This window comes from Paenibacillus sp. LHD-38, from assembly GCF_031157315.1.
Taxonomy (GTDB): Bacteria; Bacillota; Bacilli; order Paenibacillales; family Paenibacillaceae; genus Pristimantibacillus.
Genome location: NZ_JAVIFU010000019.1, coordinates 76,361 through 94,674, shown reverse-complemented (window position 1 = coordinate 94,674; position 18,314 = coordinate 76,361). Strand labels below are relative to the sequence as shown.

Genomic DNA, 18,314 nt, shown 5'->3' with positions numbered 1-18,314 from the left:
AGGGTGTTCGATATGTCCGACCGCGCATACGCGTTTTTCGAAGAGCAGCAGCAAGCGAGAGGTATTAATTTAGATGAAGTGAAAGCAAGATTGAAAGCGCTCAAAATTGAGACGCCATCTTGGGGCTACGGGGACTCCGGTACTCGCTTTAAGGTGTTTCAAAAAGAAGGCGTTCCCCGCAATCCGTTCGAGAAGTTCGAGGATGCAGCCCAGGTGCACAACCTGACAGGTCTTGCTCCATCGGTAGCTATTCATATTCCATGGGATAAAGTTGAGGATTACAGCAAGCTTAGAAGCCATGCTGAGAATCTCGGGCTTTCCATTGGGGCGGTTAATCCGAACTTATTTCAAGATGAGGAATACATGCTCGGAAGCGTAACGAATTCGGATGCCGCCGTACGCCGGAAAGCGACCGACCATTTACTCGAATGCGTTGACATTGCCAAGGAAACAGGCTCACGCGATATTAGCTTATGGTTCGCTGACGGAACAAATTACCCGGGCCAAGGGCATATCCGTAAGCGCAAGGCTTGGATGCAAGAGGCACTAACTGAAATGTACAATGCAATGACGCCGCAAATGCGGATGCTCATTGAATATAAATGCTTTGAGCCTGCTTTCTACCACACAGATCTTGCGGACTGGGGCATGGCTTATAACCTCGCACAAAAGCTTGGACCGCAAGCTGAAGTGCTAGTGGATACGGGCCATCACCTGCCGGGGGCAAATATCGAGCACATCGTGGCTTATTTGATCGATGAGAAACGCCTTGGAGGTTTCCACTTCAACAGCCGCAAATATGCGGATGATGATCTAATCGTAGGCTCCGTTAATCCATACGAGCTGTTCTTAATTTTCTATCAAATTTTAAGCGCGGCAGGCGACTCGGATGCTGCTATCCGCAGCAATGTGGAGAATATCGCTTACATGATCGACCAATCGCATAATATCGAACAAAAAATTCCGGCAATGCTGCGTTCCGTACTAAATGTTCAAACACAATTCGCTAAGGCGCTTCTGATTAACCACGATGAAGTAAACGAAGCCGCTGAGCGCAATGATGTTCTCGGCGCAGAGGATGCCGTTCGCCGCGTATTTGAATTTGACGTAACGCCGCTGCTTCACGCGATCCGTGAAGAGCAGGGCTTGCCGCTTGATCCGATGAAAGCATATCTCAGCAGCAGTTACGGCAAAGACATATTAGTGAGAGGCAAGGGCGGTGCCAGCTGGTGACGATTCTCGCTTTTGATCTCGGCGCGAGCAGCGGAAGAGCGCTGCTCGGCCGACTGAATAACGGCAAGATCGAGGTTGAGGAGCTGCACCGTTTCCCTAACGATCCGGTTCAGGTCGGAGATCGGCTGCAGTGGGATATTTTACGGCTGCTGCATGAGCTCAAGCAGGGGCTGCTTAAAGTAAAGCATCGCGAGATTAAGCTGGACAGCGTCGCGATTGATTCCTGGGCAGTCGATTTCGGTTTGATCGGAAGCAACGGCGAGCTGCTTGGCAATCCTTATCATTACCGCGATCATCACACGGACGGCGTGATGGAGCAGGTTGTGGGCGAGCTGACGGCATCCGATATTTTCGAGAAGACGGGCATTCAATTTCTTTCCTTCAATACGATTTATCAGCTGGCAGCTTTGAAGAAGGCGGATTCGCCCTTGCTAAGAGATGCGAAGCATTTCCTAATGATTCCGGATTTACTCCGCTATTTCCTAACCGGCGAAATGTACAACGAGTTCTCGAATGCGACGACAACCCAGCTGTATAATCCAGTAACGGGCAGCTGGGATGAAGATCTGATCCGCGCAATCGGCATATCGCCGGACTTGTTCGGCAAGGTGGTTCAGCCTGGCGCAAGGGTTGGGAGCCTGCGGGCCTCTCTTTGCGAGGAGCTGAGTATTGAATCCATTCCTGTCTATGCGGCGGCGGAGCATGATACCGGATCAGCGGTAGCGGCGGTGCCTGCGCTTGACCGGTCTTTCGCGTACTTGAGCTGCGGCACTTGGTCGCTAATGGGTACGGAGGTTGATGCTCCTGTTATCAATGAGCAAGCCCAGCAGCTGAATTTCACCAACGAAGGCGGCGTTTACGGCACTTATCGCCTGCTGAAGAACATTATGGGCTTATGGATCTTGCAGGAATGCAGACGTTCGTGGGAGCGTGCAGGAATTTCGTATACCTTCCCCGAATTAGTAAGGCTAGCTGATGAGGCGGCTCCGTTCGCGGCATTCATCGATCCGGATGATCCTTTGTTTCTTCATCCTGGCGATATGCCGGCTCGAATAACGGAATATTGCTTGCGTACGGGGCAAACGGCACCTTCGGATGCAGGAGCGATTGTTCGCTGTATTTTGGAGAGCTTAGCATTGAAATATCGTAATGTGCTTGAGCTAACCGAGCAATTGTCCGGGCAAACCTTTGGCGGTCTGCATATGGTGGGCGGCGGCATTCAGAATACGCTGCTGTGCAAGTGGACGGCAAATGCAATCGGCAAGCCGGTATGGGCAGGCCCTGTCGAAGGAAGCGCGATCGGCAACATGGTCGTACAGTGGATTGCCAGCGGCGAGCTTGCGGATATCTGGGAAGCGCGCAAGGCCATTAGGGAGTCCTTCCCGGTTGACGTTTACGAGCCTGAGCAAAAAGAAGCTTGGGAGCAGGCTTACGTATTATTTAAAGACAAGACAGGAATCGCTTAACGGGCGAATTCAAATATAAGTGTGAAAGAGGTACGCTATGCTGGCCCAGGAACGATACGACAAAATTGTACAGCTGGTTAATGAGAGAGGCAGCATTCGGGTGACGGAGCTGAGCGAGCTATGTCAGGTGACCGAGGAAACGATCCGGCGTGATCTCGACCGCTTGGAGCAAGCCGGTCGTTTGCGCCGCTCCCATGGCGGTGCGGTTAGCGTGAAGGATCAGCAGCCGGAAATTCCTTATTTTGAGCGGGAGATTGCGCAAGCGGACGAGAAGAAGAGGATTGCTAAGGAAGCGATTAAGCTGATTCAGCCCAAAGATCGTATTCTGCTCGATGCCAGCACGACAGCGTGGTATATGGCGGCAAGCATGCCGGATATTCCGCTTACGGTGCTAACTAACTCGATTAAAGTAGCGATGGAGCTGAGCAGCAAGGAAAAGATCGAAGTGATCTCGACTGGCGGTATTTTAGCCTCGCGTTCTTTGTCCTATGTCGGTCCGTTAGCAGAGCGTTCCCTCGATGCGTATCATGTGGATAAGGCTTTCTTCTCGTGCAAGGGCGTTCATTTGGAGCGCGGCATCAGCGAGTCGAACGAGCTCCAAGCACGCATTAAGCACAAAATGGTCGGCATGGCAGATCAGGTGATTCTGCTCGCCGACTCCAGCAAATTCGGCGTTCAAGCGTTTACGCATGTCGCTGATTTGAGCGATGTCAACACAATCATTACTGACGGACGCCTGTCACCCGAGCTGCTCACCCAGCTTAGTGACAAGCAAATTACCGTGACAACAGTTTAGAGCATAGACGGCGCTGGCTTCAGCAGAAGCGCAGCGCCGTTGTTCATTGGTACATCATGCGGAATAAAGAGCTTTCCAATCTAATGGATAGGATACGCAGCACATCAATTAGTAATTTTTTTATTCAAACTTGTCTGACAACCTGATAAAATAAGTGTAAGAATTACGAGAGGGGTGCGGGTGTGAAGGTCTCATTATTTATTACTTGCTTAAGCGATGCGCTATATCCAAGGGTCGGTGAAGCGATGGTGCGCTTGCTCGCGAAGTATGGGGTTTCATTGGAGTTCCCTACGGTCCAAACCTGCTGCGGGCAGCCTGCATTTAACAGCGGCTATTGGAAGGAAGCGAGGGAATCCGCGAAAACGATTTTGGATGCTTTTGAGGACAGCGATTTCGTTATTTCACCATCCGGCTCCTGTACGGGAATGATTCATCATTATCCGAAGCTGTTCGAAGATGATCCGGTCATGCTGAAGCGCGCAAATAAGCTGGAGAGCAAATCATTTGAATTTACTCAGTTTTTGGTGCAGGTGCTGGGCGTCACGGACGTAGGCGCGGCGTTTCCGCATAAAGTGACCTATCATCCATCCTGCCACGGAAGCAGGATTCTGGGCGTAAAGGATGAACCGCTCGCGCTCATTCAAAATGTGAAAGGGCTGGAGCTCGTACCGCTGCCTTTCGCAGAGGATTGCTGCGGCTTTGGCGGAACGTTCGCGGTCAAAATGGCCGATATCTCCGGTGCAATGGTGACAGAGAAGGTTGATCACGTTCTTGAGACGGAAGCAGAGGTATTAGTAGGGCTGGATATGGCATGCTTGCTTAATATTGCCGGCAATCTGCGCTATCGCAACGAGCCCGTTCGCGTTATGCATTTGGCAGAGCTTCTATACGAAGGGGTGAAATAAGCATGGCTGGTGCAAAAACAGAGGCTACCGTAAAAGCAAGAGCGGATCTCGCCCTCAATGACGAATTTTTACGCAAAGCAGTGCGGTTTACAACTGAGCGGCTGCGCAATGGGAAGAAAAAAGCGACAGAAGAGCATGGAAATTGGGAGGAGTGGCGGGAACGCGGCAAGCAGATCCGTCTTCATACCATTGCGCACTTGGATTATTATTTGAATTTGTTTGTAAACAATGCGCGGGCGAACGGGGTGCATGTGCATTTTGCGAATACGACGGAGGAGGCCGTTAAGCTAACGCTGGATATTGCTGAGCATGCGGGCGCCAAATCAGTCGTAAAATCAAAATCGATGGTGTCCGAGGAGCTGCATCTCAATCAGGCGCTTGAATCCATCGGCGTAGAAGCGGTAGAAACCGACTTGGGTGAATATATCATTCAGCTTGCGGGAGAAATGCCTTCCCATATCGTTATTCCGGCTATTCACAAAAATCGTTACCAAATCGCCGACTTGCTCTCCAAAGAAGCGGGCTACACGCTTCCACCTGATACGACGGCCCTTGCGGGCTTTGTACGCAAGAAGCTGCGCGAGAAGTTCCTCGATGCTGAGATTGGCATGACCGGCTGCAACTTCGCGATTGCGGAGACCGGATCGATGGTTCTTTTTGAAAACGAAGGCAATGCGCGCATGGTTAGCACGGTTCCAAAAACACAAATTACGCTGATGGGCATGGAGCGCATCATCCCTTCCTGGTCTGATCTCGAGGTGATGGCGACCTTGCTGCCCCGTTCGGCGACTGGCCAAAAGCTGACGATGTATATGTCCGGCATTACCGGGCCGCGCCGCTCCGAGGATGCTGACGGACCTGATGAAATGCATATCATCATCATCGACAACGGACGCTCGCTCCAGCTAGGCGACCCTGAATTTCAAGAGCTGCTGAATTGCATCCGCTGCGGCGCATGCTTAAATGCTTGCCCGGTTTATCGCCATATTGGCGGCCATGCTTACGGCAGCACCTACAGCGGCCCGATTGGAGCCGTGTTGACGCCTTCTTTGAATAAAAATATTGCCGAATGGGATGATGTCGCTAACGCTTCCAGCTTATGCGGTGCTTGTTATGAGGCTTGTCCGGTCAAAATACCGCTTCACGATATGCTCGTTTATTTGCGCAGACGTAAGGTAGAAAGCGGTAACGGCAGCAAAATGGAATCGATCGGCATGCAGGGCTTTGCCACTATTATGGGAAATTCCTCGCGTCTTGGCGGTGTGCTGCGATTAGGGAAACTCGGTCAAAAGCTAGTCGTGCGCAGCGGAGTCATCAAGACAAAGCTTGGACCGCTTAAAGGCTGGAACACCTATCGCGTGACGCCTAGCCTGCCTAAGGAATCGTTCCGCGATCGCTGGGGGACGCTTGACCAAGAGCTGAAGCAAGGACTTAAGCAGATGGAGCCGTCCATGCAAAACCGGATGGAGGAGCTAGTGCGAAAGCGCGAGCTGGATGAGAAGCAGGGCAAAGGAGGACACGGTCATGGCTGATACGCATAAGCAGTGGCTTGAGAAGCTTGAAGCGGAATCGAAAGCGAAGCAGGAACAGTTTATGAACGGCATAGCCGCTAAGCTGAGACATCCGAGAATGTACGAGAAGCCGCAGCATCCGTTCCGCGGAGCGCCTGATTTCTGGAACGCGTTCGAATGGTCGGAAGAGGAGCGAATCCAAGCCTTTACGGACAATTTCCTATCGGTAGGCGGTCATATAGCCCGTCTTCCATCGATGGAAGAGGCAAAGGCGTTTATCGTTCAAAAGGCGGAAGAGATGAGTGCCAAATATGTCATTCGCCAGAACCAGCCGGAACTGGATGCGCTAGCATTGGAAGACTCGCTGACCGAAGCAAAGGTCTCGACGTGGAATACGGATGATGAGCAATATTGGCGAGCGCGCGCGGCTGAAGCGGATTTTGGCATCGTCGTTGCGGATCATGCCGTCGCTTATACAGGTTCGGTTACCGTATTATCGGCTCCGAATAAAGGGCGTTCGGTCAGTCTGCTGCCAACCGTACTCATTATCATTATCCCGATTGAACGATTGAAAACCAGACTCGGCGAGGTGCTCGTTACTTTTGATGAAGCAGGCAGAGAGCAGCTTCCGGCAGGCATTCACTTTATTTCCGGACCGAGCCGTTCCTCTGATATTGAAAATGATCTAACGATCGGCGTTCACGGGCCGGGAATCGTGTATGCGCTGCTAGTTGGGTAAACGCATGGGTGGAGAAGTATGACGGTGCGAAACGGACTTTTTATCTGCATGAGGGCTAAGTCGGCCGTTGACGCTTAGGAGGTGACAGGCTATGCCGCCATTAGAAGTAGAGAAGCTGTCGAAACGAAATCATTACGAGGAAATTACCGAACAGGTTAAACGGCTTATTATAGAGGGCAAGCTGAAGGTGGGAGATAAGCTTCCCTCAACCAAGCAAATGTCCGAGCAATTCGGCGTTGGCCGCTCGACAACCCGGGAGGCGTTAAGTGCTCTTAAAGCGATGGGATTGATTGAAATTCGCCAAGGCGGCGGCTGTCGCGTCATTCGCAGCGTTCCGGCGGATATGGAGCTGCCTGAGCTGGAGTCGCTTCGCATGAACCGTAAGACGGTGCTGGAGCTGTTAGAGGCTCGCGAATCGCTTGAAGTATCGAACGCGGCTATTGCAGCGGTTAAGCATACGGAGGCGGATAGTCATCATCTCAGAGCACTCATCGAGGAAATGGAGCGCAGCGCAGGCAATGAGGCGGAAGGTGAACGGCTGGATCTGCAATTCCATCTGACGCTCGCGAGGGCTACGCATAACTCGATCATGGTGCGTCTGTTTGAGTCGATCATGAATCATATCGAAACGGCGATCCACGATATTCGGCGGGTGGAGCTGTATGCAAGCACAGCTGTCGCGGAACGCCTTTATAAGGAGCATTCTGCGATTTTTGAGGCGATTGTGCAGCGGGATTCAGAGCTCGCAGCGGAACGGATGAAGCAGCATTTGCAGCATATTGAGCGGATTGTCTTGAAACACTTGGGCGAAAGCTAAATTAGCGGCAGCTTTAAGGTGACATCATAATAGAAGGCTGACACAGAAGGCTGGAAGCCCTACGATGTCAGCCTTTTTGTATTCAGATCGAACCTTTGATTATTGCTGTGCCTTGATTAAATCCTCAAGCAATACTCCATTGATCCTCAACCCGTCGATATTGCAGTCACGAAGATCCAGGTTGGATAAATTGCAATTTATAAACTGCGCGTTGCTCAAATCGGATTGCTGGAAAACGACCGGTTTGTATACCCCGTCAGGGCTATAGTTACCAAATTCTTCACTTGGAAGGACTACATTTCGAAATTCGGTTCCGAATAAATGAATATGATCAAACACGGCATGGCTCAGATTCGCATTTTTAAGTTCTAAACCGGATAAATTCGCATTCGAAATGCTGATATGGGACATGTTGACATCATCCAAAACCATGCTGCTCATGTTGACGTTATGTATTTGCGTTTTGGCTAAATTGACATCGTCAAAAACCGAAGCTTCCGCGTTCACCATATGAAATTTGGAGCCGGAAATATCGGCCATTTCTATTTCCAAACGTTTTCCATTCGCTTCCATCCGGGGCAATCTCCTCTGCATGTTTAATATATTCAGAAACATCGCTACATCATTATTCTACCAAAAAATACCGGCTGAAGCCTCTCTTATTTTTAAAAAATAAATAAGCCCGAACGCAGTATTCATCATGACAATGAGTACCGTATTCGGGCTTTCGAGTGCTATTTTTATTTTATCGTAGCTAAATACTTTTTAATAAATTCCTTTGCTTTGTTTGGGTTTTTGCTGTCAAGCCGGATGCCGATAATCATGCTCTCTTTATAAAGCGGCACTTGATCCACGAGCGCGCTGCTGCTAAGATCGATGCCGTATACATGCTCTTCGGTATCTTCGTCGGTTTTCAGCTTTTTCGCGACGCCGTCCTTCATAAGAGGCCCGAGATCGCCGTTCACAGCATCATCAAGATTCATAAGGACGCCTTGCATGCCTACCCATTCAAAAATATTCTTGTCCATGATATAAACATCCGGATGCTCGGTCGCTAAGACGAGTACGGCCTTTTGCATATAGGCATATTGTGCCTGCTCATCTGAAGGAACCATGGTAACGCTTGCTACGAATCTCTTCCATTCGGGAAACGCTGTCAAAAGCGCGGTCTCAATCGGCTCTTCTTTCGGCGCATCCTCCTTCAGCATATAATTGCCCATAAAGGAGACATTCAAATCGACAGGCGGCAGATTGGCGAGCCGTTCCTGTTCCTCGCGATAGTTCATAAAGCTGATAACCCCGTAAATAATAAGTGCGACTGCTGCGATAGCTCCGAGCGTGTGGAATTTGTAATAGCGCCAAAAATGATCCATTTTTTGGGCTTGTCCAGCCATCTTTTTGTATTTGCCGTATTCCTGCTCATTGAAAGCATCGGTCAGCTTGCGATCCTCATACTCCAAAATAAGCCGGTACGCCTGCGTAATCTTTGCAAAAGAATCCTCCGAGCCTTCTGCGTTGTCCTTCAACTTCTGCGTTCTGGAGCGGGCTTGGCGCATAAGCGTCGTATAACGCTTCTCCACTTCCTCTTTGGCAGCAAGCTCTGGCAGCCCCATCGTTGCATAGGCTTGTTTTAACTCGTCCACTCGTGTCACCTCAATTAGTAAGTAGCTCCTATATGATTCCTATCTATTAGTATACGGAATTCCGCGGTTAACGCAAATTTTGACGTATTCTAGCGTTCATTTGTCGTATCCGGTTACACGCTGCCATTTGCGTCGGTAGAAGAGCGGCATGTGCTCGCCGCCAGTCTTCGATTTGCAGCGGATCTGAATTTTGCACAATATAGCCGAATTATTGACTTCCTATTTTCGCATGTTTTGTTATTCTAGCAATAGGACAATAATCGTATAGGATGGTGTATTCATGACTATTTCGTTCAAATTTGATTTCGGAATCGGCAGCGCGCCGGCTTCCCCGCATATACAGGTGCTGCCCGGCTCGGTTTACAGCGAGGTTCCAGGCTATGGTTTTGAGTCGAATGAGCATGTCACCTCACGTAACCGCGATGAGCAGGACCGCCTGAGAGGTGCATTCTGCATTCCGCTTGATACGGTGTTTAGGATTGATCTCCCCAATAGCTTATACACGATTACTGCCACAATGGGCGATGCGATCGCTCCGACTTCAACGACTTTAAAATATGGCGTTGGACGCATCGTGCTCAATAAGGCGGTTACTTCGGCTGGACAGTACGCGGTACACAGCTTCACGGTTAAAGTGACAGACGGCTGCCTGCGGCTTGCGTTCTCCGGCATTGCGCCGCGTATTAATGCGCTGCAGATTGTTGAAGCCAAGCAGGCAACGACCATTTATTTGGCAGGCGATTCAACCGTGACCGATCAGGATACTTTTCCTTATGCGGGTTGGGGGCAGATGCTGCCGCTATATTTTAAGACGGATGTTGCGATTGACAACCATGCCAAATCGGGCAGAAGCTCAAGAAGCTTCATTAATGAAGGGCGGCTGGCTGCTATATTGGAACAAATCAAGCCCGGCGATTATTTGTGGATTCAATTTGGTCATAATGACGAGAAACCGGACGAGGAGCGTGCAACGGAGCCGTTTGGCAGCTATAAGGAGATGCTGGCTGTCTATGTGGAAGAAGCTAGAGCCCGCGGCGCAATCCCGGTGCTTATCACGCCGATGCATCGCCGCAAGTTTGACGGAGAAGGCCGGATTATCGATACGCATGGCGATTATTTGCTTGGAATGAAGCAGCTTGCGGCAGAGCTGGACGTTCCGCTCATCGATTTGGCTGCCAAGAGCAAAGCTTTATATGAGCAGCTAGGCGATGAGCCCTCGAAGGCGTTGTTCATGTGGGCGTACCCGGGCGAATTTATTCATTTTCCAAACGGTGCGCAGGATGATACGCATTTCCAAGAGCTCGGCGGCATCCAAATTGCCGGTTTGGTTGCTGAAGGCGTACGGGAGCTCGGCTTGTCACCGCTTCAGTTATATTTAAGATAAGTCGAGCAGAAAAAGAGACCGGTCTGGTTTTACAGATCGGTCTCTTTTTTTGTTTTTCGCTGCATGCGTGATGGATTATTTAAAAGGTTATCATATTCTGCATGTCATAAGGGTAATCCATTTGTTTTTTTATGTTTTGCAAGTCTTGCTCACTGAGGAATAAGCGGTTGACGTAAAGAGCCAAATCGATGGAAGTGGCTACGCCGCCGCCGGTAATCACGTTGCCGTCCTTTACTATGCGGGCATGGACTACCTCCTGGCAATAAGGCGTTAATAAATCATAAGCGTAAGGGTGCGTCGTTGCTTTTTTATTTTCCAAAAATCCGGCTGCGCCTAAAAGTAAGGAGCCTGTGCAAACGGAGATGAGATACTGCGCATCCTTTGCTTCTTTGATCCAAGCCATAAATGATTCATCATAGCGGAGCGCCCTCGTCCCAAACCCGCCCGGGATGAATATAATATCGTATTCAGCTAACGCAGGTTTGATTTTATTTATTTTTATCGTCATGCCAAGCTCATCCGTAACCTCATCTTGAAGAGCGCAAATATCCCAGGTGAAATCTTTCGTCGCTTCGAAATACTTTAAGCGTGTTATCCCATCATAAAAGCCGACAAAATCCAAAAAAGTAACGCCATCAAATAAAATAAAAGCTATTTTCATCGCCGCGGCACCCACCTTTCATCCTGTAATAATATTACATTTAAACGTCCTGGTATAGCATAATTATGAAAAAAAACGTCAGAAGGCTCGATTCGACGTAGAATTTGAACTACAATAGCAAAGAGTTATATTGCAGGTGAAAAGAGGAAGCAGAGATGTTTGATCCAACCGTATTCGAGAACTTAAAAGTAGCCTTTGAAAACCAGCTATACGATTTGGACACGCTTGATCGGAAGATTGATATTATTAATCGGATAGACCGTTTGGAGCTGGCCGTTATGTCACGGGAATTTGCGCTTCAATTCAAACTTGCGGAGCGCTTTACCGTGTCGGCAGAAATTCAGCTTACGGCCTCCCTGAAGGAATTGGCAGCCGAAATTTTGGAGCTGAAAGGGGAGACGCCGTCATGTGCGCTGCGTTTGCGTTTCTATATGAAGATGCATGACATTGACGGGCAATGTAAGCAGGTCGAGCAAATCATGCAGCGCATATGGGAGCCAGATACGATTCCTACACAGACGATCAGTTACGTATACGGCACAGAAACGCCGATCTATTCGAATGTAATCGAGCTAAGCTTTAACAGGAAAATTAGCGAGGACCAAATGGATGACATTCCCGAGCTGATTAAGCATATGCTGCAAACGTTAATGAAGCTGGATGAGGCTGCGGGATAAGCAGATTTGGGGAAATTAATATTTTCTTGATTTTCCCAGTAAAATACTGTCTGTATTCATATAACCAAAGCTATGCTATAGTACTTGAGAATAACCAACTAAAGAAGAAACTCCGGGGCTATGTCCATTGATGAGATTAGCAGCCGGGAGAGGTTCGCGAACTCCCTCTATAAAAAACTATGCGAAACGATTGTCCCGTCAGGTGACATCGTCGTTTTTGCGTTCGGCGTGAACCGGTTCGAGCCGCTTCGCGCTGTTTCTTTAGTTTTTTAGCCAGCGATGAAGGATGTCAGGCGATCTCGATCTTCTCAAACCAGAGAGGGAGATGCAGCATGAAAAAAGAAAAGGCGGTTGTCGTGTTTAGCGGCGGCCAAGACAGCACCACTTGCTTGTTCTGGGCAATGGAACGGTTCTCGGAGGTAGAGGCCGTTACGTTTAATTACGGGCAGCGGCATAAGCAGGAACTGGATTGCGCGGCGGATATTGCCAAGGAGCTCAATATTAAGCATCACGTTCTGGATATGTCCCTTCTTAATCAATTGGCGCCCAATGCGCTTACAAGAAATGATATCGCGATTGAGCATAAGGAAGGGGAGCTTCCGTCCACCTTTGTTGACGGACGAAATCTCTTATTTCTTACCTTTGCGGCTGTCCTTGCCAAGCAGCTTGGCGCGAAGCATATCGTGACGGGCGTATGTGAAACGGATTTTAGCGGATATCCGGATTGCAGGGATGTATTCGTGAAATCACTGAATGTGACACTAAATTTATCGATGGATTATCCATTTGTTATCGATACGCCGCTGATGTGGCTGAATAAAGCTGAAACTTGGGAGCTTGCAGATGAGCTTGGCGCTTTCGAATTTGTACGTTCGCGGACATTGACCTGCTACAACGGCGTTATAGCTGACGGCTGCGGGGAATGCCCAGCGTGCCAGCTTCGGAGAAAAGGACTGGATGATTATCTGGCCAAGCGCATACAGGGAGTACAATCATGATGCTGCAGCAGGTCTATCCAGCAGCCCAGCACCCCTATTGCTATGAGCTGAACAAAGATTTTCATTTTGCCGCTGCCCATTTCGTGCCGGCCGAGGAAGCGGGTAAATGCCAGCAGCTCCATGGACATACGTATTACGCGAACGTAACGATTGCGGGCGATGAGCTTGATTCGGCAGGGTTTCTGGTCAACTTTGCGATTATTAAGCGGCTTATTCATGATCGGTTCGATCATTCGCTGCTTAATAACGACAAGGAGAGCTTCAGCGAGGATCAGCCCGATCGGTTTCCGACGACGGAAGTGGTGGCGCGAACGATTTCCGAAATCGTGCAGCGGCATTTGGACGGCACGATGAATAAGCCTCAGTGTATTCAGGTTTATTTGCGGGAAACGCCGACGAGCTATTGCATTTACCGTCCGAAGAGAAAGGCGGGTAATGATGGCAGCTAACAAGCGGATTCCCGTTCTAGAAGTGTTCGGGCCAACCGTTCAAGGGGAAGGCATGGTCATTGGCCGAAAAACGATGTTCGTCCGCACCGCAGGCTGCGATTACAGCTGCTCCTGGTGCGATTCGGCATTTACGTGGGATGGCAGTGCCAAAGCAGATATACGCATGCTGACGGCAAATGAAATTATAGAGCAATTGAAGCATACCGGAGGAGACGTCTTTGAGCATGTGACGATTTCCGGCGGAAATCCTGCTTTGCTGCCGCAGCTGAACGTTTTGATTGATGCGCTCCATGAGCAGGGGATAAGCGTTGCGCTGGAGACACAGGGCAGCCGCTGGCAGGATTGGTTTTGGTCGATCGACGAGCTGACCTTGTCGCCAAAGCCGCCTAGCTCAGGGATGCAAACGGATTGGGCGGTGCTTGATGACATCGTATCCAAGCTAACAGCGGGAAAAACAAGCTTTTCTTTGAAAACAGTCGTATTTGACGAAGCGGATCTCGAATACGCTACCACAGTCCATCAGCGTTACCCGCTGGTCCCTTTTTATTTGCAAGCAGGGAACGGCCAGCTGCAGGAAACGGAACCCGTTCGGATGCTTCCATATTTGTTAGAGCGTTATGAATGGCTGATCGAACAGGTGATGGGAAATGCGGAGCTGAAGCGGGTCCATGTGCTCCCGCAGCTGCATACCTGGGTATGGGGCAATAAGAAGGGCGTTTAATCTAAATAAGCAGGAAGGGCGGAAGGGATCATGGAAGGAAGAAGCAAGGAGGAGCTGAGCGGCGTAACGCTGCTAGGCAACCAAGGAACACAATACGCGTTCAATTATACCCCGGATATTTTGGAGGCGTTTGATAATAAACATCCGAACCGGGATTATTTCGTTAAGTTTAATTGTCCGGAATTTACGAGCCTTTGTCCGATGACGGGGCAGCCGGATTTTGCGACTATCTACATCTCCTATATTCCGGATCACAAAATGGTAGAGAGCAAGTCGTTGAAGCTGTACCTGTTCAGCTTCCGCAACCACGGTGATTTTCACGAGGATTGCATGAACATCATTATGAATGATTTGATCGCGCTTATGAATCCAAGATACATTGAAGTATGGGGTAAATTCACGCCGCGCGGCGGCATCTCCATTGATCCGTATTGCAACTGGGGCAAATCAGGCACCAAATATGAGCAAATGGCAGAGCATCGCCTCATGAATCATGACTTATACCCGGAAAAAGTGGATAATCGCTAGCTATAGGCTCTTCTTGCCAGCCTAAAGTCCAGTGTCATGTCCTTCCCGAAGTCCATTTCATTCGGAATGAAATCACCTATACTTATTTTTATTAAAGAAAAAGAGCAGGTGAGCAAATGAGTGGACATTCGATGATTCGAAACGTGTTATGTATGTCAGTATTGCTTTTTACGATTGCCGCGGCGTTGTCGAGTTATGGCGTGGTGCCTGAACGAGTGTATGCAGCCGAGGACGAGTCGGAGCAAGCTAAGTATGTCCAAATAGATCGATTCATTGAATCTTCGATTGAGAAATACGGAGATGAAGGTTCAATCATGCGACTTCGCTAATAAAAAATGGACGCCGCTTTCCGAGTAGGGAAGCGGCGTCTGCTATGTTTATGGGGATTACGCGTTTCGTGAGCTCGTAAGATGGCTTCGATAGGCAAAATGATTCGTAGGCCCATGCCCGTCACCGAAGCCCAGCTGATCTTCGATGGCTGCTTGTATAAAGGATTTGGCGGTCCTAATCGCCTCGGGCACTGATTTGCCTTGCGCAATCTCGGCGGTTACCGCCGCAGAGAAAGTGCAGCCGGTCCCATGAGTATGGCGGGTATCGATGCGTTTGCTCTCTAAATAGACGAATCGGTCTCCGTCAAAAAGCAGGTCAACGAGCCGCTCGTTAGCGGAGCTGTGACCGCCCTTGATGACAACATTTCGGGAGCCCATTTGAAACAAAATCTTGGCGGCTTCCTCACGGTCGCTGAGTGTTCTTATCGGCATTTTGGCGAGCAGCTCTGCTTCCGGAATGTTAGGCGTTGTCACAAGCGCGAGCGGCAGCAGATGCTTAATCAGCGTTCGTACGGCCTCCTGCTGAAGCAGCGGGGAGCCGCCTTTAGCTACCATAACAGGATCGATGATCAAGTTTTGCCAACCGTAATGCTTGATTTTGGCGGCCACGATCTCGATGATCTCACTGCTGAACAGCATGCCTGTCTTAAGGGCTGAGGGCGTGAGGTCTTCGCCAATGGAATCAAGCTGCCTTCGAATGGCTGCGGCTTCCATCGGATAAACGCCCTGAACGCCAAGTGTATTCTGGGCAGTAACAGCGGTAATGACGGACATCCCATACGTACCGAGCTCCTGAAAGGTTTTTAGATCGGCTTGGATGCCTGCGCCGCCGCCGCTGTCCGAGCCTGCAATCGTTAGCGCTTTATATCGTTTCATCGACTCATCTCCTCGTTTATAAATTTGTAAATGCATCCTCAGCCTTTATGTCTGGCGGCAGCAGCTCATTCTCGCTTAACCAATCCTTGACATTGGCCCACGAAGCGGGATCCTGGTATCCGAACGCCTGATCTCCCGCATCCATAAGCGGCAGCAGGATGTCCAAGCTCTTCGTTTCAATTTCTTTATCGAGCGGAGACGTTTGGTCTTCATGCTCGAACAAGATGGCCAGCGCTTGCTCGGTATGCTCGGAAACGTATTGCTGTCCTTCAGTTATCGCGGCTAGAAATTTTTGGAACAGCGCTTGCTTTTCGCTAAGTCCTTGATCGCTGGCAACGAGCACAAGCTCGTAATAGTCAGGCACGCCGAAATCGGTAGGGTTGATTGCCGTCATGACATGACCTTCCTTGGCCAGCAGCAATTGCTCATGATTGATGAATCCGCCTATGATGGCATCCACATTATTAGTGGCAATAGCCGGAATAAAGTCAAAGCCTACATCGATCAAATCGACATTCTGCGGATCTCCGCCATCCTGTTTGATCATTGTGCGCATCATGGCTTCGTATAGCGGAATGGAGGAATAGCCGACTTTTTTGCCGACCAGATCCTTGGGCGATTTGATATCTCCGCCTTCCGGCACCATAAGATGATTGAGCGGATGCCGGACGATTGCAGCGATCGATTTTACAGGAATATCCTCGCCGCGAGCCATTAACACCTGCGGCTGGTAGCTGAGGGCCAAATCGATTTTACCAGCCGCTACGAGCTTCAACGCATCGTTTGTATCAGCAGGCATCTGAATATCCACCTCAAGCCCTTGCTGCTCGAAATAGCCATTCTTCTGCGCGGCATATAGGAAGGAATGAACGGCATTCGGGTACCAGTCGAGCATAATGCTGATTTTCTCTAGCTTCGTTTCAGCAGCGGGGGCGGGAGACGCAGAGGTTTCCATATTGTTTGTGGCAGCTTCGCCGCCGCAGCCGCTGATGAACAAGAGTGCCGCTAATAATAGCGGAGCCGCCGCTTTCAATTTTGTTATTGCGATCATTTCTTTTTTCCTCTTTTCTTTACTATCGATTTTTCCAAAAGCACGATGGCAGCAAATAAAACGATGCCGATCAGGGATAACAGGAATACCGCAGCGAACATCGAGTCGGCGTTCAAATTGCCCGACATTCTGCGGCTATAATAGCCAAGTCCTTCATTGCCTCCAAGCCACTCACCTATCGTAGCGCCAACGACGCAATAGACGATCGACAGCTTCAGTCCCGAAAAAAAAGAGGGCAGTGCGATCGGGATCTGAATTATTCGGAAAATATCCCAGCGCGTCGCGCCCATCGTCAGCAGCAATTCCCGGTATTCTCTGTCGCCTTTCCTAAGCCCGTCATACGTGCTGACAACGATCGGGAAGAAGGCCGTTAAGAAAACGACGGCGACCTTGCTCCAAACCGTGTATCCGAACCACATGATGAAAATCGGAGAAAGAGCGATGAGCGGAATCGTCTGGCTGATGACAATGAACGGATACAGCGCCTTCTCCAGCGTTCGGAACGCATGCATGCCTGAAGCGAGGAGGATGCCGCCAAAGACCGATAAGAGAAAACCTAACGCGACTTCCCGCAGCGTAGCGAGCATATGCCGACCGAGCAGAAGTTCGCTGTCGTCGATCAATGCCCCGCCGATGGAGGTCGGAGAAGGAAGGATGAAGGCCGGAACAAAGCCTAGGCGCACAATCCATTGCCAAGCCATGAGCAGACTGGCAAGCAGCAGGATAAAGAGGCCGTAATCGCTCAGCCATTTTTTAAAAAGATGTTTGCGCATGCAGCCTTCGCTCCAAATCTTGTCGCAGCATTACGAATTCCGGCTCGTAATTTTGCTCATAATGTCTTGGTCTCGGCAGCTTGACGATGATTTCCTGAACGCCCTGAGGTTCATTCTCGGAAAGTAAATAAATGCGGTCACTGAGCAAAATAGCTTCCTCTAGATCATGCGTTATGAAGAGGACTGTCTTTTGCAGACTGCCCCAAAGCTCAAGCAGCCACTTATGCATGCCGCGTTTGGTCATGGCATCCAGCGCTCCGAAAGGCTCATCGAGCAGCAGCAGTTCCTGACCGGTCACGAGGGTCCTCAGGAAAGCAACCCTCTGCCGCATGCCCCCGGACAGCTCGCCCGGATAAGCTTGTTCATAGCCTGCGAGTCCGAAGTGATCCAGCAGCTCCGTGATGCGGGTGATGCTAATTGGCTGCTTCCCCCGTGCCAGCTCAAGCGGAAGCAGGCAATTCTCAAGTACGGTTCTCCATGGAAGAAGCAGATCCTGCTGCGGCATATAGGCGATCTTGCCCAGCCGATCCGGCGCAGGCTCGCCGTGCAGCCTGATTTCGCCATGCCCAGGCTGCAGCAATCCGGCAACCAGCTTGAAGAGGGTGCTTTTGCCTGAGCCGCTCGCGCCGATAATCGATACGAATTCCCCCGGATAGGCTTCTAGTGACAAATTGGTTAAGATCGGTTTCTCTGAGGTTGAAGTGAACGAGTAGCTTAACTGATGAAGCGATAATATCGCGGTAATACGCATTCCCCC

At 50.0% G+C, this 18,314-nt stretch carries 21 protein-coding genes and 1 riboswitch; of the genes, 14 read left to right on the top strand and 7 right to left on the bottom strand.

Annotated features, from left to right (window positions below; genetic code table 11):
• Positions 1-12: 12 nt before the first annotated feature.
• The 7 genes from rhaI (at position 13) to RCO25_RS17740 (ending at position 7,467) form a co-directional block, all read left to right on the top strand.
• Positions 13-1,233, top strand: a complete 1,221-nt coding sequence (gene rhaI / locus RCO25_RS17770; RefSeq protein ID WP_308997480.1) for an L-rhamnose isomerase — start codon at positions 13-15, stop codon at positions 1,231-1,233.
• Positions 1,230-2,699 (top strand): rhamnulokinase, encoded by a 1,470-nt coding sequence (locus RCO25_RS17765; protein WP_308997479.1) that lies wholly within the window; start codon positions 1,230-1,232, stop codon positions 2,697-2,699. The genes rhaI and RCO25_RS17765 overlap by 4 nt, the downstream gene beginning before the upstream one ends.
• A 37-nt stretch (positions 2,700-2,736) precedes the next feature.
• On the top strand, positions 2,737-3,495 hold the full coding sequence (locus RCO25_RS17760) for a DeoR/GlpR family DNA-binding transcription regulator (protein WP_308997478.1): 759 nt from the start codon (positions 2,737-2,739) through the stop codon (positions 3,493-3,495).
• Positions 3,496-3,677: 182 nt separating this feature from the next.
• A complete protein-coding gene (locus RCO25_RS17755; protein WP_308997477.1) occupies positions 3,678-4,400 on the top strand; it encodes a (Fe-S)-binding protein in 723 nt (240 codons plus the stop codon).
• Positions 4,401-4,402: 2 nt separating this feature from the next.
• Positions 4,403-5,932, top strand: a complete 1,530-nt coding sequence (locus tag RCO25_RS17750) for a LutB/LldF family L-lactate oxidation iron-sulfur protein (RefSeq protein ID WP_308997476.1) — start codon at positions 4,403-4,405, stop codon at positions 5,930-5,932.
• Positions 5,925-6,650 carry a LutC/YkgG family protein gene (locus RCO25_RS17745; RefSeq protein ID WP_308997475.1) on the top strand — a complete coding sequence of 242 codons (726 nt, stop codon included), beginning with the start codon at positions 5,925-5,927 and terminating at the stop codon, positions 6,648-6,650. Before RCO25_RS17750 ends, RCO25_RS17745 begins: the two co-directional genes overlap by 8 nt.
• A gap of 91 nt (positions 6,651-6,741) precedes the next feature.
• Complete coding sequence (locus tag RCO25_RS17740; RefSeq protein ID WP_308997474.1) at positions 6,742-7,467, top strand: FadR/GntR family transcriptional regulator; 726 nt, start codon at positions 6,742-6,744, stop codon at positions 7,465-7,467.
• 99 nt (positions 7,468-7,566) lie between these two features.
• Here the strand turns inward: RCO25_RS17740 and RCO25_RS17735 are convergent, their stop codons facing one another.
• Both RCO25_RS17735 and RCO25_RS17730 read right to left on the bottom strand, forming a co-directional pair.
• Complete coding sequence (locus RCO25_RS17735) at positions 7,567-8,040, bottom strand: pentapeptide repeat-containing protein (RefSeq protein WP_308997473.1); 474 nt, start codon at positions 8,038-8,040, stop codon at positions 7,567-7,569.
• A gap of 167 nt (positions 8,041-8,207) precedes the next feature.
• Complete coding sequence (locus RCO25_RS17730; RefSeq protein WP_308997472.1) at positions 8,208-9,110, bottom strand: J domain-containing protein; 903 nt, start codon at positions 9,108-9,110, stop codon at positions 8,208-8,210.
• Positions 9,111-9,390: 280 nt separating this feature from the next.
• Between RCO25_RS17730 and RCO25_RS17725 the strand changes: the two genes are divergently transcribed.
• Complete coding sequence (locus RCO25_RS17725; protein ID WP_308997471.1) at positions 9,391-10,494, top strand: rhamnogalacturonan acetylesterase; 1,104 nt, start codon at positions 9,391-9,393, stop codon at positions 10,492-10,494.
• Between the two features lie 79 nt (positions 10,495-10,573).
• Here RCO25_RS17725 and RCO25_RS17720 read toward each other — a convergent pair whose 3' ends face one another.
• Positions 10,574-11,155: a DJ-1/PfpI family protein gene (locus tag RCO25_RS17720; RefSeq protein WP_308997470.1), complete on the bottom strand. Its 582-nt coding sequence runs from the start codon at positions 11,153-11,155 to the stop codon at positions 10,574-10,576.
• Between the two features lie 155 nt (positions 11,156-11,310).
• Here RCO25_RS17720 and RCO25_RS17715 point away from each other — a divergent pair, with 155 nt between their 5' ends.
• From RCO25_RS17715 to RCO25_RS17690, 6 genes are all read left to right on the top strand, one after another.
• Complete coding sequence (locus RCO25_RS17715; RefSeq protein ID WP_308997469.1) at positions 11,311-11,832, top strand: hypothetical protein; 522 nt, start codon at positions 11,311-11,313, stop codon at positions 11,830-11,832.
• A 143-nt stretch (positions 11,833-11,975) separates the two neighbouring features.
• Positions 11,976-12,019, top strand: a riboswitch (PreQ1 riboswitch).
• 145 nt (positions 12,020-12,164) lie between these two features.
• The gene (queC, locus tag RCO25_RS17710) at positions 12,165-12,830 is read left to right on the top strand and encodes a 7-cyano-7-deazaguanine synthase QueC (protein ID WP_308997468.1); all 666 of its coding nucleotides are present in this window, start codon (positions 12,165-12,167) and stop codon (positions 12,828-12,830) included.
• Complete coding sequence (locus tag RCO25_RS17705) at positions 12,830-13,279, top strand: 6-pyruvoyl trahydropterin synthase family protein (protein WP_308997514.1); 450 nt, start codon at positions 12,830-12,832, stop codon at positions 13,277-13,279. Before queC ends, RCO25_RS17705 begins: the two co-directional genes overlap by 1 nt.
• On the top strand, positions 13,266-14,000 hold the full coding sequence (queE, locus tag RCO25_RS17700; RefSeq protein ID WP_308997467.1) for a 7-carboxy-7-deazaguanine synthase QueE: 735 nt from the start codon (positions 13,266-13,268) through the stop codon (positions 13,998-14,000). Before RCO25_RS17705 ends, queE begins: the two co-directional genes overlap by 14 nt.
• Before the next feature lie 30 nt (positions 14,001-14,030).
• Positions 14,031-14,528 (top strand): preQ(1) synthase, encoded by a 498-nt coding sequence (gene queF, locus RCO25_RS17695; RefSeq protein WP_308997466.1) that lies wholly within the window; start codon positions 14,031-14,033, stop codon positions 14,526-14,528.
• A 116-nt stretch (positions 14,529-14,644) separates the two neighbouring features.
• Positions 14,645-14,857 carry a hypothetical protein gene (locus RCO25_RS17690; protein ID WP_308997465.1) on the top strand — a complete coding sequence of 71 codons (213 nt, stop codon included), beginning with the start codon at positions 14,645-14,647 and terminating at the stop codon, positions 14,855-14,857.
• Positions 14,858-14,914: 57 nt separating this feature from the next.
• Here RCO25_RS17690 and thiD read toward each other — a convergent pair whose 3' ends face one another.
• From thiD to RCO25_RS17670, 4 genes are read right to left on the bottom strand one after another with little or no spacing between them, the layout of a single operon-like run.
• Positions 14,915-15,733, bottom strand: coding sequence for a bifunctional hydroxymethylpyrimidine kinase/phosphomethylpyrimidine kinase (thiD, locus tag RCO25_RS17685; protein ID WP_308997464.1), 819 nt, complete (start codon positions 15,731-15,733; stop codon positions 14,915-14,917).
• Positions 15,734-15,749: 16 nt separating this feature from the next.
• Complete coding sequence (locus RCO25_RS17680) at positions 15,750-16,784, bottom strand: ABC transporter substrate-binding protein (RefSeq protein WP_374992125.1); 1,035 nt, start codon at positions 16,782-16,784, stop codon at positions 15,750-15,752.
• On the bottom strand, positions 16,781-17,557 hold the full coding sequence (locus RCO25_RS17675) for an ABC transporter permease (RefSeq protein ID WP_308997463.1): 777 nt from the start codon (positions 17,555-17,557) through the stop codon (positions 16,781-16,783). Before RCO25_RS17675 ends, RCO25_RS17680 begins: the two co-directional genes overlap by 4 nt.
• On the bottom strand, positions 17,538-18,308 hold the full coding sequence (locus RCO25_RS17670) for an ABC transporter ATP-binding protein (protein ID WP_308997462.1): 771 nt from the start codon (positions 18,306-18,308) through the stop codon (positions 17,538-17,540). Before RCO25_RS17670 ends, RCO25_RS17675 begins: the two co-directional genes overlap by 20 nt.
• Positions 18,309-18,314: the final 6 nt, after the last annotated feature.